The following is a 14,542-nucleotide window of genomic DNA, read 5'->3' on the forward strand; positions in this document are numbered from 1 at the left end:
AAAAATGAATAGACTTAAAATTGAATTAATGTAATAATGCACTACGAGTATTAATTAATCAATTACAACAATTTGATACAGTTGAATTACCTTTTGAAGAAGCTGTTAAGTATTTGGATTCGTTGTTAGAAAAACAAGAGTTTGAAGCTATTGTAAACGATATTGCAAATGGATTTAATACATTAAATGATTTTGTTGAACATTTAAGAGAGGGCAAATACAAATATAAAAAGATAGATTATTCCAAACTAAATGTATTTGTAGATAAAGTTTCAGAGCATAACTTCCGAAATGATAACCAATTTACGGACAAAATAAAAGAACATCCTGAGATTGCTTTTACTCCTGATGCAATTGAAGAGATGAATAAGCCACACAATATTTTGAAACTAAATGAAGGGAAAAGCCATAAACCAATTTTAAAAGTAAAAATCACAAGAGGATTTGGTAATCAAAGAGCATTGAACGAAGAAAATGCAGATTCCGTTAAATCGAAACAGTATATAGTAAATGATGCAGGTTCAAATCTTTATTTAGGCTTTTATGAAAGGGTTTATCAGGATGATGACGGAAATAAAGTAAGAGACCGAAAGTTTAAGGATATTGGATTGATGGAGTTAATAGAAACCTTAAAACAAGATAAATCAAAACGATTAAATCCTTTGCCAACCATAGTGTATGATGAGAAATCAGATAACGCAGAATATTATTGGAAATTCACACTGTCACCATTAGATTTAGTGTATGTACCTACAGCTGAAGAAATAGACAACCCCTCAGAAGTTGATTTTAATAATTTGAGTAAAGAACAAGTTGAGAGAATTTATAAATATGTTGACGGAAGTGTAGACGTCGCAAACTTTGTTCCTTACTCTACATCAAAACCGATATGGAGATTTCACGGAAAAAGCAACAAGGATATTTTTAAAGAATTAAATGAAAGTAATAAAATAAACATTTCTGAAAAAGAGTTAATTCAAAATGAATTCGGTCTTGGAAGTCAACAAAACAAACACCAAAATATGATTGATGGTAAAACACAAGTCAAAAAGATTTGCTGGAAGTTAGAGATAGATCGTTTAGGAAATATTTCAAAAGTAAAGTAACACGATATGATCACCCGCTCCATCTATATTGGCAATCCTGCTTACTTAAAGCTTAAAGACGAGCAAATGTACATTATGGAACCTTCTTCCAATGAGATGAAGGGGAAAGTTCCAGTGGAAGATTTGGGTTTGCTGATGTTGGACCATTTTCAGATTACTATTTCCCACCAACTGATTCAGAAAATGATGGGCAATAATGTCGTCGTGGTCAGTTGCGATTCCCATCATTTACCACACGGAATTATGTTGCCGCTTTACGGGCATACCGAACATTCTGACAGAATCAAAGACCAGCTAGAAGCTAGCGAACCACTCAAAAAACAACTCTGGAAACAAACAATTGAGTGTAAAATTGAAAATCAGAAAGAAGTTTTAAGAAGATTAGGGAATTATTTTGAACCAATGCTTGATTATCAAAGCAACGTGAAAAGTGGCGACATTACAAATATGGAAGGTATTGCAGCTCAGCATTACTGGAAATATCTCATCAGTTTGGATTTTCTCAGACAGCATTTTGGCGATTCACCCAATCAGTTTTTCAACTTTGGATATGCTGTTCTCAGAAGTATTGTGGCAAGAGCGATTGTGGAAACAGGTTTGCTTCCTGTCCTCGGTATTTTCCATAAGAATAAGTACAATCCTTATTGTCTTGCAGATGATTTGATGGAACCTTACCGTCCATTTGTAGATTTACTGGTGATGGATTGGTTGACAAAGAATCCAAATGTTGAAGAACTGACAAAAGAATTCAAAGCCCACATCTTGCAAATCGCAACCAAGGATGTGCTGATAGACGGTAAAACAAGACCATTGTTAGTGGCAGTAAAAACAACTGCTACTTCGCTTTACAAATGCTACATAGGGGAAAAACGATTAATTTCTTATCCTGAGTTCAAATAAATGAACAGTTTGGTCATTGTACTTTTTACATCGTACATAATACAATAGAAAATGAATGCCGAAAGGTTTAATGATTACCGAATTATGTGGGTCTTAGTATTGTACGACTTGCCGACAGAGACCAAAGCCAATATGAAAGATGCGAACCGCTTTCGTAAGGCTTTGATGGATGATGGTTTTGCGCTATTTCAGTTTTCGATGTATATGCGTCATTGTCCGAGTCGGGAAAATGCTGAGGTGCATATCAAAAGAGTGAAGTTTATGCTCCCAAAAGCAGGTAAGGTGGCAATAATGTGCATCACAGATAAGCAATTTGGCGACATCGAGATTTTCTTTGCCAGGAATAAAGAAGAACCGCCACCGACCTTCCAGCAATTGGAATTGTTCTAATTTTTGAATCCTAAATAAATAAAAAATCCACTGAAAATCAGTGGATTAACTTTTGAGGTTGTGTTGTATCTCAAAGATACTCAAAAATGAAAGCAATTCACAACGATGAAAATGTAATAGCAGTAACTGCGCTGTTGTGTGATATCTCAAAGATACTCAAAAATGAAAGCAATTCACAACTTTCCTACCTGAAAACGAAATTATGTAAGAGTCATTTCCTATCTAAAGGTATTTAAAAATAAAAGTAATTAGCAATTCAGTATTACTAATGTTTACTTAAGGATACCACCACCGGAAAGTGGTCACTCCAACCACCAACATACCTCGACCCGGAATAGGTCCTCAGAGGATAGTTGCTATTCTTGCGGTCTTTATTCCGCAGTCGGACTGTGCTGTAGATTTCACCAGAAATAGTTTGGAAATTGAATTGTTCCAAAATCAAATCCTCAGTGTACAAGATCTGATCAAAACAGAGGCCTTTCTTGCCGTGATAGGTAGAAAATTGGTCGTTGAGATACAATGATTCAAAAGGATTGCTCAGCATCATATCGCCGTTATCATCTAGAAGCAATTGCTGCAATTCTTCAGCATCTGGATTCTCATTAAAATCACCCATTAAGATGATTGCTTCTTTTTTTTCTACTAAATCCTGAATGGTATTGTGTAGTTGATTGATAATATAGTTCCGTTGCGCTTTCTTAACATCTTTTTCCCTCTTGGATGGCAGATGACAAACAAAAATGTGAAGCTTTTTTTCCTCGAACAAGAGTTCTGCATGAAGAATATCGCGGGTATCAAATGCCAAACTCTCGTCCATTTGAAATTTCAAAGTATTGAATTGTACTAAGGTATATTTCGCCTGATCAAACAGCAAGGCAACACTCAATCCTCTGGAGTCTTGCGATCTTTGATAGACGATCTCATAATTCTGAATCAGGGAATTTTCATTAATCAAATCCTCTAAGACCAATCTATCGCCAATCTCAGCCAAACCAATGATGGAAGGTAATTGCCCGTGGTCTTCCTCAATAAATCGAAAGACATTGCTGAGTTTTCGGATTTTCAGGCTGTACTTGTAACTGTCCCAATTGCGGAATCCGGAAGCTGGCTTTTCATCAGATTCCGAATCCGGCGGAAAGAGATTTTCTACATTGTAGAACATCATCAATTCTGAATCCATAGATGCTACCAACGTTTTCTACGCATATAGATAAACGTTACGATCACAATCGTCAGCATCACGCCGATCGTGAAGTAATAACCGAGCTTGTGATGCAGTTCCGGCATATTGTCGAAGTTCATCCCGTAGACGCCGGCAATGAAGGTGATTGGTAAAAAGTAAACCGAATAGATGGCCAAAAGCTTCATCACTTGGTTGGCTTTTTGGTCAGACAGCGCCAGGAACATCGATATCAAGTTGGTTGTCTGTGCATTCAGGTGGTCAAAATCTGCAATCACATCCTTCTGCTTATCGATGAGGTCCATCACCTGCACATCCTCCAAATCAAGGGTTTTGAATTTTGAGATCCATTCGCCTGACATATTCAGGATCCTGGTATTGAGGCCAGACTTGCGTTTCAGTTTGTAAAGCCTCCGGATCTGGACAGAATCGTTGGTATTTTTGAGGAATATCTCGTTTTCCATCGCATCCATCACTTCTAGCAGACTGGCACTTTCGTCGTCGAAGCTTTTCATAATTTTAAGAGCCAGTCGCAAGGCCAGGTCATCTTTTTTCACCGCATCAATATCTTCTTTGTCCAATTCTGAGCACAATTCGTTGATGCTTTTGCTCTTGGTCCGGTGCGTGGTGATGATGAGGTTTGGCAACAAGAAAATGCCCAGTTTACTGCTGATATCACTGATGGTATTCAGCGTCCGCTTCTCCAGATCGGTGGATTCGCGGGTCAGAAAGAACTTCACATCGCCCACTTCTTCGTATTTCGGAAGGTGGTTCGGGTCTATCGTATCCTCCAAAAGCAGGTAATTGATGTGATAACGCTGATGCAGGAACTGCAGGTCTTCCTCGGTCGGTGCCGTGACATCCACCCATTCCCAGTGCTTTGATTTGTATTTCTGTTCGATTGGCATATCGCAAAACTAAATAAAATTACAATGACTTGATACAAATCGTTCATTCAAATTATTTGGGCAGCTTTATCCGCCTTCCGTTCCCGCTTTTTTGTCATTGCGATAGACGGGAAGCCATAGCTTGAACTTTTATACAATCGCAATAACAAAAAGAGCTCCACTCAAGTCGGGCTGCGCTGCGCAACAATCAACATTTGTCATCCATTGAAATGTTCAGCTGCTTCGACATTGGAAACGGAAGCATTAAGAAATTTTAAAGAAATTACGTTAAGAAAAATCCACTGTTTGAAGCTAATACAGGAAATGCGCTGGCAGCAAGTTTAGATTTTTTAGGAATTTATTTAAAATTTTAGCTGAGTATCCCAGTCTTGACCTTTTTGTTCTTTTGTGTCAAGACAAAAGAACTATCCATTATATATTATTTATTTAATTGCAAATCAATCTAATATCTAACCTCTCAATTCTAACTTCTAATAAAAAAACCTATGTAACAAATAAAATAATTATTTTTGCAGGTACTTTTAAAATGACAAAATGATCAAAAGTGTGATTGCAGGCGTAGGCCATTACGTTCCTGAAAATATCGTGACCAACGATGACCTTTCCAAACTGATGACCACCAACGATGAGTGGATCACCGAGAGAACGGGCATCAAGGAAAGAAGACACCGCAAAAACCGCGTCGATTCTGAAGAGACGACTTCTTTCTACGGTTTCAAAGCGTCAGAAATAGCGCTTAAAAATGCCAACCTCACTGCTCAAGACATTGATTATATTGTGTTTGCAACATTATCTCCGGATTATTATTTTCCTGGTTCAGGCGTGCTTTTGCAGGACTTGCTGGGTTGTGGAACGATAGGCGCCTTGGATGTTAGAAATCAATGTTCAGGTTTCGTCTATGCGATGAGTGTTGCAGATGCTTTCATCAAATCTGGATTGTACAAGAATGTGTTGGTAGTCGGTGCAGAGATCCATTCTTTCGGATTGGATTTTTCTGATGCTGGCCGAGGTGTTTCTGTCATCTTCGGCGATGGCGCAGGCGCAGTGGTTTTATCGGCCAGTGAAGATGCCGACGCCAAAGGAATCCTGTCGGTCAATATGCACTCCGAAGGGAAATATGCAGAAGAACTTGCCGTAAAATTCCCTGGAACCAAATTGGGCTGGAGCGACACGTTATTGACAAACCCAGACTCTGTAACCTCAGAAGATATCTATCCTGTGATGAATGGAAACTTCGTTTTCAAACACGCTGTGACAAGATTTCCAGAAACGATTTTGGAAGCTTTGGAAAAAGCAGGTAAGAAAATTGAGGATTTGGATTTACTCATTCCACATCAGGCGAATATCAGAATTGCGCAGTACGTTCAGCAATTACTTCATTTACCAGACGAAAAAGTCTTTGTTAATATCCAAAAATATGGAAACACGACCGCAGCGTCTATTCCGATTGCTTTGAGTGAAGCCATCCTGGAAGGCAGAATGAAACGCGGGGATTTGGTTTGTATGTCGGCTTTCGGAAGTGGATTCACTTGGGGAAGTGTTTTGTTTGAATATTAATTCAGTTCTATCAAAAATAAAAAAAGCGCTATCCGGATTTCCAAATAGCGCTTTTTGCTACTCATTGATTTGCCTGATGACTTTATCAGATAAAGCTTTCAGCTGCGTCATTTCTTCGAGACTCAGATTCATTGCTTTCGCCAGTTCGATTGGGATGCAAGTGGCTTTTTCCTTTAACTTCCTGCCTTTTTCTGTGAGGTGGATTTTCACCACGCGTTCGTCGTCCTTGCTTCGTTTCCGCGTCAGATAATCTTTGGATTCCAAACGTTTTAATAAAGGTGTCAAAGTTCCATTATCCAATTGCAAAATTTCACCAACTTGATTGACGGTCAAATCGTCCTTTTCCCAAAGCGTCATCATTGCGATGTATTGCGGATAAGTCAGCCCAATATCTTTCAGAATAGGTCGATAACACTGCATTATTTCACGGTGTAAAACGTAAACAGAAAAACATAATTGTTTATCTAATTTTAGTAGATCTTCCATATTGGGCTTTTTAATTTGATCTTTTGCAATTTTCAAAGATAACAGAATTTGGTTTTTATTAATCGTTGCTCACGGTCAATTTTACTTCCATATTTCCTCTTGTCGCATTAGAATAAGGACAGACTTGATGTGCTTTTTCAATCAATTCCTGAGCTTGTTCCAAAGAAACACCCGGAATGTTTGCGTGCAATTCGGCTTCCAATCCAAAACCGCCGTTCTCTATTTGTCCGATTCCTACTTTCGCTGTAACCGTAGTTTCACCAGTTTCTATTTTGCTTTGTTTGATGACCAAGTTCAATGCGCTGTCAAAACAAGCTGAATAACCTGCTGCGAAGAGCATTTCCGGGTTGGCAAAATCGTCGTTTGCACCACCTAGACCTTTTGGCATTCTCACTTCTAAGTCAAGAATTCCGTTATCACTTTTCACGTTTCCGTTTCTTCCTCCTGTGGCTGTAGCGCCAATTGTGTACAATGTTTTCATTTTGTTGATGATTTAATTATAATTTGATGTGACAAATGTATGGTGTAAAATTATATTGTGTACAATTTAAAATGAAGTTTACATCAAAACCGATGATTGATGTAAACTATAAAGATGTTTTTTGACTTTAAAATTTAAATAAAATCGTAGTAACCATTATCCTTTCCGAGGATTTTCTGGTCGTTGGTATTCAGCCATCGTTTCAGAACTGTGGCATAGACTTTTCGGAAATCTTCGGTGTAAATCAAATCGCCGTCATTAAGTTTGGTTAAGTCCGGAAGTGGATTTAAAAGTCCATTTTTCTTGAGTCCACCACTGATGAAGAACATTTGGTTAGCCGTTCCGTGGTCAGTCCCATTGCTCGCATTTTGTGCGACACGTCTTCCGAATTCCGAAAAAGTCATTATCATCACATCATCGAATTTCCCGTTCCCCTTCATATCCTTCACAAAAACTTCCACCGCTTCATCAATGGTTTTAAACAACTGATTTTGTCTCTGATTCTGATTCGTGTGCGTATCAAAACTGCCGACAGAGAGATAGTAGACTTGCGTGTTGATATCAGATTTAATCAATGAAGCAATCGTTTTGAAGTCCTTTCCAATTTGCGTGCTCGGATAAACTTTGTCTGTCGGTTTCGCTTTGCTTTCTTTGAATATATATTCCGAGTTGTTGACCGTATTTCCGAGCGTGTTGTAAAGGTAACTCGCCAAATCGTGGTCGTGGTCGTGATTGTCCGCCGCCAGTTTTTTATAAAGCGACTCCTGACTGTTATCGAATAATTTTTTCGGGTCTTTCAGGGCGATTGCTTTTTTGTTTTCGCCTTTCATTGCGAGGCTTAGCAGGTCATCAACTTCAATCGCCTGCGTCGGATTGGTGCAATCGTGGCAAGCCTCATCGAGATATCTTCCGAGCCAGCCGGAATTAATGAATTCGTTGCTGCCACTCGCAGATTGCCAAATGTCCATACTTCGGAAATGCGATTTGTTCGGTTCGGGATAACCAACGTTGTTCATCACTGCCAATTCGCCGTTGTCGTAAAGGTTTTTGAAATATTTAAGACTTGGATTGATGGCTGCTTCATCCGTCAGCAAAAGCGCAGTATCTTCTTTAATAGAGATTTGATTTCTTGAACTGTAATAAATATCGTTTTTGATGGGAATAATTGTATTCAGTCCATCATTACCGCCGGAAAGTTGAAGAATGATGAGCGTTTTTCCGTTGATTTCAATGGCTTCCGGAAGAGTAAGCGCACTTAGGAAATTCGGGAACAGAAAGGAGGCGGCGGCAAGACTGCTGGTTCGTATAAAGGTTTTTCTATTAATAATCATAATGGCTTATTTTTAACAAAGTTGATATTCCGGAGTTGACATAATACTAATCATCAAATGCTGTTTACTCTTGTCCGTATTGAACTCATTAATCATATTTCTAAGTTTCTCAGTGGGATTTGGTAAGAGCAAACTGAACAGGTCTCCTTCCAAAATATTAGTGATGCTTTCCCAGTGGATGCTGATTTTATTCTGGTTTTTGTTTACGACGACTTTGTTTTCGCCTCTACCCATATTCACGTCATCGTTTGGTTTTGGTTCTACATCAAGTGTTTTGTAGCCAGCCATTACAGATGGAATTTTCATTCTTAATAATAGGGTGGAACTGTCAATCCACTCGGTTCCTGATGGCCAGCCTGCGACGTTTGGTGGTTGGAGAAGCTGTTGTCCGAGAAGTCTTTCGAAATTGTAAATGGTGTTTCCATCTTTCGTGTCCATCGGCATTATCCTTCGGATTCCGATAATCAAATCAATCGGAGATTTGACTCTGGCACCAATATTAGTCTCGGAATAAAACCAGTTGGAAAGGAAAATCTCATCCAACAACGTCAGAATTTGATAATCCGATTCGTAGAATTTCTGGCTGAGTGATTTGATTAATTTCTCGTCCGGCGTTTCATTTACCAAATATTTATAAATCTTGGTGGTTATGAATTCCGCGCATTCCGGCTTTTCAAGAATCATATTAATGATATCTGTTCCCGTAAAGTTTCCTCGTTTTCCCAGAAATTCCTTTTCTCCGGAATCGTGTTGTTTTAAGTTTTCACGGAATTCCCCATTTTCATCATAACTCCAGCCTGTGAAAGCCCGAGCAGATTCTTTGATATCTTTTTCCGTGTAAAGATTTCCTCTTCCGAGCGTGAAAAGTTCCATCAATTCCCGGGCGAAGTTCTCGTTGGCTTTTGCTTTTTTGTTTTGTTGGTTATTAAGGAAATTCAACATTGCCGACGATTTCGAAACTTCGAATACCAGATCTCGGAGACTGCCCAAGGCATTCTTCCTGAAAATATTAATAATCTCAAGATTGAACATCGACTGCTGAATCCTCGTGGCAAAATGGCCGTGCCAGAAAAGTGCCATTTTTTCCTGAAGCTGATCAGGGCTGTTGATCATTAAATCCTGCCAAGCCTTTCCTATGGCTGCATTGTGATTTTTATTATAGAGATTGACTGGCTTTTTATCGGTCGATTTGGCCATGTCCTGATATTGTGCGTAAGAAATTTTGTAAGCTTCAATTTCAATCGGTTTGTAATTGGAAATTGATTTCAGTTCCTCATAAAGTTTCTTTTGATTGCTGTTCTTCAATTTCTCAATATCATTGTGATGAACGCCAAAACCCGCTCTGGAAGCCAAATGTTTATTCTTTAGAAAGTTATTCATAGCAGGATGTTTTGTAGTTTGACTTTAGAAATCGGTTTTAGTTAAAGCAAAAATTATGAAAACATAGATTTATGAATAAGTTTTAATATTTAATTATGACTTTAATGAATTGGAAATTAGATGATTGATTTCAGCAATGTTAGATTGGTCAAACAATTGATAAACTTTGGCACGGTATTTACAAGTATGTCACTTGTAAAATTTAAAATTTAAAAATATGAAGTCTTTAAAACAATTAATAGCAGGAGCTGGGATTTTAGCGGGAGGATTATTATCTGCACAAAGTGCTAATATGACTAATATGTTAAAAGTAGGTTTGAATGGTGGTGTTTCCACAGGTGGTAATACTGCTGCCAACCTAGGCGTGGATTTATCTTACCAGCATTTGGTTACACCAGGTTTTGGTTTGGGTATCGCGACTGGTTACAACAATTATTTTGGAAAAGATAGAACGATTAATGGTGTGGAGGTTAAAAATAATGATTTTGGCGTAATTCCTGTCGCTGCACTTTTCAGAGTCTATCCAAAGGAAATGGGATTCTATTTCGGAGCTGACTTAGGTTATGGATTCATCGTTGGTGATGATAAAGTTGCTGAAAATCATCCTCAAGATAGACCGGACGGTGGTTTCTACATAAAACCAGAAATTGGTTACCACAATCGTGACTGGAATTTCTTTGCTCAGTACAACAAAACATTTACTGGCGACAAAGGTCAGATTGAAGACCAGGATTACAATGCTGGAGCAATTGGCGTAGGATTTAGCTACAACATTCCTTTAGGAAAGTAAATTCTAATTTTTTCATTCTTTAAGAATCGAAGAAATCAAAACATTTTTCAATAAACTATGTAAAAATAATGCCCTCATTTTCGGATGTGGGCTTTATTTTTTAAAAACTTATCATACATCAATATTTATTTTGAATCATTCTAAGTAGATTTGCATCATTAAATAATTAAAAAAATAATGAAAAAAGTATTATTACTTGCAGTATTGGTTAGCGGATTGGCTTTCGGACAAACAAAGAAATTAACAAGCTCAGACGTACACTGGTGGGGTTATAAAATCGCTAAAACAGAAGCATCTTCTCACGATGGAACTGTCAACGTAAAATCTGGAAACCTTGTTCTTAAGAATGGAGCAGTGGTAGGTGGAACTTTCGTATTGGATATGACAAGTTTGACTTCTACAGATCTAAGTGGAGAATACCAAGGTAAACTGAACGGTCACTTGAAAAACGGTGATTTCTTCGAAGTTGAAAAATTCCCGACTGCGACTTACAAGATCACTTCTGTAAAGAAAAACACAAACAAAGATTACAACTTTGTAGTGAACGGAAACCTGACTGTGAAAGGTAAAACGGCACCAGTTTCTTTCCCTGCAAAAATCACTTCTTCTAAAGGTATTGTGACTTTGGAGTCTGACAAATTCTCTTTCGACAGACAGAAATTTGACGTAGCCTACAAATCTACAATGCAAGATGTAATGGTAAAAGACGAAGTTGATATGAAAGTGAAAATCAGCGTAAAATAATTTTATCCAAAATAGATAATTTCGAAGAGCAGATTTTTTTCTGCTCTTTTTTTGTTGTTAAATTTGAATAATGAAACTTTACACCATAAGCGGTCTCGGCGCAGACGAAAAAGTCCTGGAAAAACTCACCTTCAATCAAGGAATTGAGGTCGTTCACATTCCCTGGCTGATTCCAAATCTCAATGAAGATTTCCACGATTATGTTTTAAGAATGTCAGAATCCATAGATGATTCAGAGCAATTCTATTTGTTGGGTTATTCTTTCGGCGGAATTATCGTACAAGAAATTCACAAATTGAAACCAGCGAAAAAAATCGTTATTCTTGGAAGTATTCGTTGTGACGCAGAAAAGTCAAAATTGATCAAAGCTGGCCAAAAAACCAATGCCATCAAATATATTCCTGTAAGAGTTTTCAATGGCAACACGACTTTATTCTATTCGTTTTTTAGAAAATTATTCGACCCGAAAAATCCAAAACTCACGCAATACTTCAGAGTAAAAGATCCCTATTACCTCAAATGGTCGATGGACAAAGTGGCGCATTGGAAATTCGATAAAATTCCTGATGTCATTCAGATTTTGGCGGACAAAGACATTGTTTTCCCCATCAAAAATTCAAAACCGGATTTCGTGATCAAAAATGCGACACACCTTTTCCCGGCTACAAAACCGAAAGAAGTTTCGGAGATTTTGAAGACGATTTTTGTTTGATGAAAATTAATCTCGATTTTCCGGATTTTTTGCGTTTATTTTTTTGAGTTTAGACTTGTTGATTTTATTTAATCTGAAAATCAGGATGTCCACACTGCCAAAGAATGAAAGCTATTTTCTTAGATTCTTCTTTGAAATATTCATCTTTTGTACTACCTCCAAAATGTCCTGCATTGTAGTTTACAACTAAGAAAACGGGATTTTTGGAGCCATTTTCATTTTGCATTTTCCCCGCAAATTTTGCCGGATTGTAACTTGCAACTCTTGGGTCATTGAAGCCTGTGGTAACCAGAATAGCAGGGTAATTTTCACCTTTTTTGATGTGGTGGTACGCATCCATTTCCAACAAAGATTTGAATTCCGCTTCATCTTTGATTGTTCCAAATTCTGCGATATTTCCAGGGCCATTTGGGTCAAATTCAGCCCGCAAGGTGTTCATCATCCCAACTTCTGGGATGGCAACTCTGTACAAATCTGGTCGCTCTGTTATGGCACGACCGATTAAAATTCCGCCCGCACTACCGCCAGTAATTGCCATTTTTTTAGGGGAAACATATTTATTTTGAATCAAATATTCTGCGCACGCATTGAAATCTTTCCAGGTATTTGGTTTGTTAGTTTTCTTTCCGCCCAAATGCCAGTCGTTGCCTTTTTCGCCACCGCCTCGTATGTGCGCAACGGCAATCACGGTTCCTTTAGTTAACAATGGAATGAATTCCGTGCGAAAAGTCGGCGTGAGCGAAGTGCCATAAGAACCGTAGCCATACATATATCCGATGCTCGTGCCATCGCGTTTCACCTTGGTTTTGTCATAGATGATGCTCAGCGGAACCATTGCGCCGTCGTGTGAACGCACTTCAATTTCTTCCACAACCAGATTTTTGACGAATGGCATTTTGTAAACAATTTCAAATGGATTTTTGGTCATCTTTTCTGTTTCCAAATCATAGGTTGAAAATTGATTGGGAATATTCCAACCGCTGTTTACAAGCAGGATTTCATTGTCTTGGGTAGAGATATTTTTCGCTTTGATATTGCCTTGCAAATTGATTTCTGGTGATGAGAGTTTCCCTGTTTTTAGATTGTAAAAAGATTGCTTAATGATTAATTCATTTTTACTTTTATTAATGATGATAAAATCTTTAGCCGGATGTATTTTAGAAATTTTCCATTCCGGATTTCCTTTGAAAACAATTTCTGCCTTTTTCAAATCAGGGTTTTGTAAATTGGTTTTTAGAATATTAAAATGAGGATTTCCTTTGGCAGTAAGCAAGTACAAATCGTTTCCGTAAGCAATGATATTTTGAACTTCGTCAGACGTTGTGGTCAGAGGTTTCCAATTGATTTTAGTTTGATTCAGTTCAGATTTGGGAGCAAAATAAACGGTGAGATTTTTTTCAACCGTGAATTTTACCAAGAATAGATAAGGAGAATTTTCAAAAGTCATCAAGCTCGGCATTTCCTGAGGTTGCAGACCAAAATCTGGATGCGTAATCGCGCTGATGACAATTTTGTCCGATGCAACCGGCGTTCCAATAATGTGAATTTTACATGGCATATTCAACATCGTTTCTGGGTCGTGCACATCGTAATTTTTCAGTTGTGTGTACGTGATTTGGTCGTTGCTTCCCGAAACGAACGATGGTCCCAGCGCCAAAGGAATGATTTCTGGTAAAAATTTTCCCGATTTTACATCATAAATATGCAAATCACTCACTTCATTTCCCGCTTCACTCAAAGAAAATAGAATACGCGAACCGTCATTGCTCACAAACGTTTCAAAGTCAAATGTCTTACCTGCAACGTGGGTTTGCGGGTCAAATATCAAGGTTTCTTTTCCTGTTTTGATGTCTTTAGAATAAAACTTATTCACCTGTTCGCCAGGCAGACTTTTATCATAAAAATACATTCCACCCGCTTTTGCAACAGGATTGTAGCGCACAGAGCGCATCGCATCCAGTTCTCGGAATTCTTGGACTAATTTTTCCTGTCCTGGGATTTTTGCCAATTGAGAATTGGTGTATTCCGATTGCGCCTTGAACCAGTTGATGACTTCCGGATTTTTGATATCTTCAATCCAGCGGTACGGGTCATTGATTTCCAATCCCCAATGCGTTTCCACGACATCCACCGTTTTTGATTTGGGATATTGATACTGTGCTTTTAAAGTGCTTGTTACTAATACGATAGCAGGGAGAGCAAGAGTTTGAATTTTCATTAGTTTGGTTTTTAGGTTATTTTTTGAAGTGATTTTCTCCACTTTCACCGCTGACTTTATATCATCTTCAATTTTTGTTTTTTTTTTCATTAATGATAATTAATCTTTGAATCAATAAAATTTAGAATTAAAGGCGAGAAATATAATTTATTTAAGTGAAGTCGTTGAAAAATAAATACTTATCTAATTTAAATAAAAAATTGATTTGATAAAATATATTTTGAATTATTTTCATTAAATTTAACTGAAATTTATTTTATATTAATTAAAATGAACTCGTAGTGCATAATTAAATTAATTCAATTTTAAGTTTATTACTTTTACTACTGAAAACAAAAACATTTACAAACTGAATGAAA

The 14,542-nt window shown here is 37.6% G+C and carries 14 protein-coding genes; 7 read left to right on the forward strand and 7 right to left on the reverse strand.

What is annotated here, in order from left to right; all coding sequences use genetic code 11:
- Positions 1-122 precede the first annotated feature (122 nt).
- From AXA65_RS18045 to cas2, 3 genes are read left to right on the forward strand one after another with little or no spacing between them, the layout of a single operon-like run.
- A complete protein-coding gene (locus AXA65_RS18045) occupies positions 123-1,106 on the forward strand; it encodes a hypothetical protein (protein WP_063971451.1) in 984 nt (327 codons plus the stop codon).
- A gap of 6 nt (positions 1,107-1,112) precedes the next feature.
- Positions 1,113-2,006 carry a type II CRISPR-associated endonuclease Cas1 gene (gene cas1, locus AXA65_RS18050; protein WP_063971452.1) on the forward strand — a complete coding sequence of 298 codons (894 nt, stop codon included), beginning with the start codon at positions 1,113-1,115 and terminating at the stop codon, positions 2,004-2,006.
- A 51-nt stretch (positions 2,007-2,057) separates the two neighbouring features.
- On the forward strand, positions 2,058-2,396 hold the full coding sequence (gene cas2 / locus AXA65_RS18055) for a CRISPR-associated endonuclease Cas2 (RefSeq protein ID WP_063971453.1): 339 nt from the start codon (positions 2,058-2,060) through the stop codon (positions 2,394-2,396).
- Between the two features lie 265 nt (positions 2,397-2,661).
- On the opposite strand, the gene AXA65_RS18060 is transcribed toward cas2, so the two are convergent.
- Both AXA65_RS18060 and AXA65_RS18065 read right to left on the reverse strand, forming a co-directional pair.
- Positions 2,662-3,576, reverse strand: coding sequence for a hypothetical protein (locus AXA65_RS18060; protein ID WP_063971454.1), 915 nt, complete (start codon positions 3,574-3,576; stop codon positions 2,662-2,664).
- 5 nt (positions 3,577-3,581) lie between these two features.
- A complete protein-coding gene (locus tag AXA65_RS18065) occupies positions 3,582-4,484 on the reverse strand; it encodes a CorA family divalent cation transporter (RefSeq protein WP_063971455.1) in 903 nt (300 codons plus the stop codon).
- 534 nt (positions 4,485-5,018) lie between these two features.
- On the opposite strand from AXA65_RS18065, the gene AXA65_RS18070 reads away from it, so the two are divergent.
- Positions 5,019-6,041, forward strand: a complete 1,023-nt coding sequence (locus AXA65_RS18070; RefSeq protein ID WP_063971456.1) for a 3-oxoacyl-ACP synthase III family protein — start codon at positions 5,019-5,021, stop codon at positions 6,039-6,041.
- 57 nt (positions 6,042-6,098) lie between these two features.
- Here the strand turns inward: AXA65_RS18070 and AXA65_RS18075 are convergent, their stop codons facing one another.
- The 4 genes from AXA65_RS18075 to AXA65_RS18090 form a co-directional block, all read right to left on the reverse strand.
- Positions 6,099-6,527 (reverse strand): MarR family winged helix-turn-helix transcriptional regulator, encoded by a 429-nt coding sequence (locus tag AXA65_RS18075; RefSeq protein WP_063971457.1) that lies wholly within the window; start codon positions 6,525-6,527, stop codon positions 6,099-6,101.
- A 58-nt stretch (positions 6,528-6,585) separates the two neighbouring features.
- Positions 6,586-7,008 (reverse strand): organic hydroperoxide resistance protein, encoded by a 423-nt coding sequence (locus tag AXA65_RS18080; protein WP_063971458.1) that lies wholly within the window; start codon positions 7,006-7,008, stop codon positions 6,586-6,588.
- Positions 7,009-7,142: 134 nt separating this feature from the next.
- Positions 7,143-8,339: a DUF1501 domain-containing protein gene (locus tag AXA65_RS18085; protein ID WP_063971459.1), complete on the reverse strand. Its 1,197-nt coding sequence runs from the start codon at positions 8,337-8,339 to the stop codon at positions 7,143-7,145.
- Between the two features lie 12 nt (positions 8,340-8,351).
- A complete protein-coding gene (locus tag AXA65_RS18090) occupies positions 8,352-9,719 on the reverse strand; it encodes a DUF1800 family protein (RefSeq protein WP_063971460.1) in 1,368 nt (455 codons plus the stop codon).
- A 217-nt stretch (positions 9,720-9,936) separates the two neighbouring features.
- Between AXA65_RS18090 and AXA65_RS18095 the strand changes: the two genes are divergently transcribed.
- The 3 genes from AXA65_RS18095 to AXA65_RS18105 all read left to right on the forward strand — a co-directional run bounded on the left by AXA65_RS18095 (position 9,937) and on the right by AXA65_RS18105 (position 11,965).
- Positions 9,937-10,509 carry a hypothetical protein gene (locus tag AXA65_RS18095; protein WP_063971461.1) on the forward strand — a complete coding sequence of 191 codons (573 nt, stop codon included), beginning with the start codon at positions 9,937-9,939 and terminating at the stop codon, positions 10,507-10,509.
- 177 nt (positions 10,510-10,686) lie between these two features.
- Positions 10,687-11,253, forward strand: coding sequence for a YceI family protein (locus AXA65_RS18100; protein ID WP_063971462.1), 567 nt, complete (start codon positions 10,687-10,689; stop codon positions 11,251-11,253).
- A gap of 70 nt (positions 11,254-11,323) precedes the next feature.
- Complete coding sequence (locus AXA65_RS18105; protein WP_063971463.1) at positions 11,324-11,965, forward strand: alpha/beta hydrolase; 642 nt, start codon at positions 11,324-11,326, stop codon at positions 11,963-11,965.
- A gap of 64 nt (positions 11,966-12,029) precedes the next feature.
- On the opposite strand, the gene AXA65_RS18110 is transcribed toward AXA65_RS18105, so the two are convergent.
- Positions 12,030-14,273 carry a prolyl oligopeptidase family serine peptidase gene (locus AXA65_RS18110; protein ID WP_086048270.1) on the reverse strand — a complete coding sequence of 748 codons (2,244 nt, stop codon included), beginning with the start codon at positions 14,271-14,273 and terminating at the stop codon, positions 12,030-12,032.
- Positions 14,274-14,542: the final 269 nt, after the last annotated feature.

It is taken from the genome of Chryseobacterium sp. FP211-J200 (genome assembly GCF_001643375.1).
GTDB classification, from domain to species: Bacteria; Bacteroidota; Bacteroidia; order Flavobacteriales; family Weeksellaceae; genus Epilithonimonas; species Epilithonimonas ginsengisoli.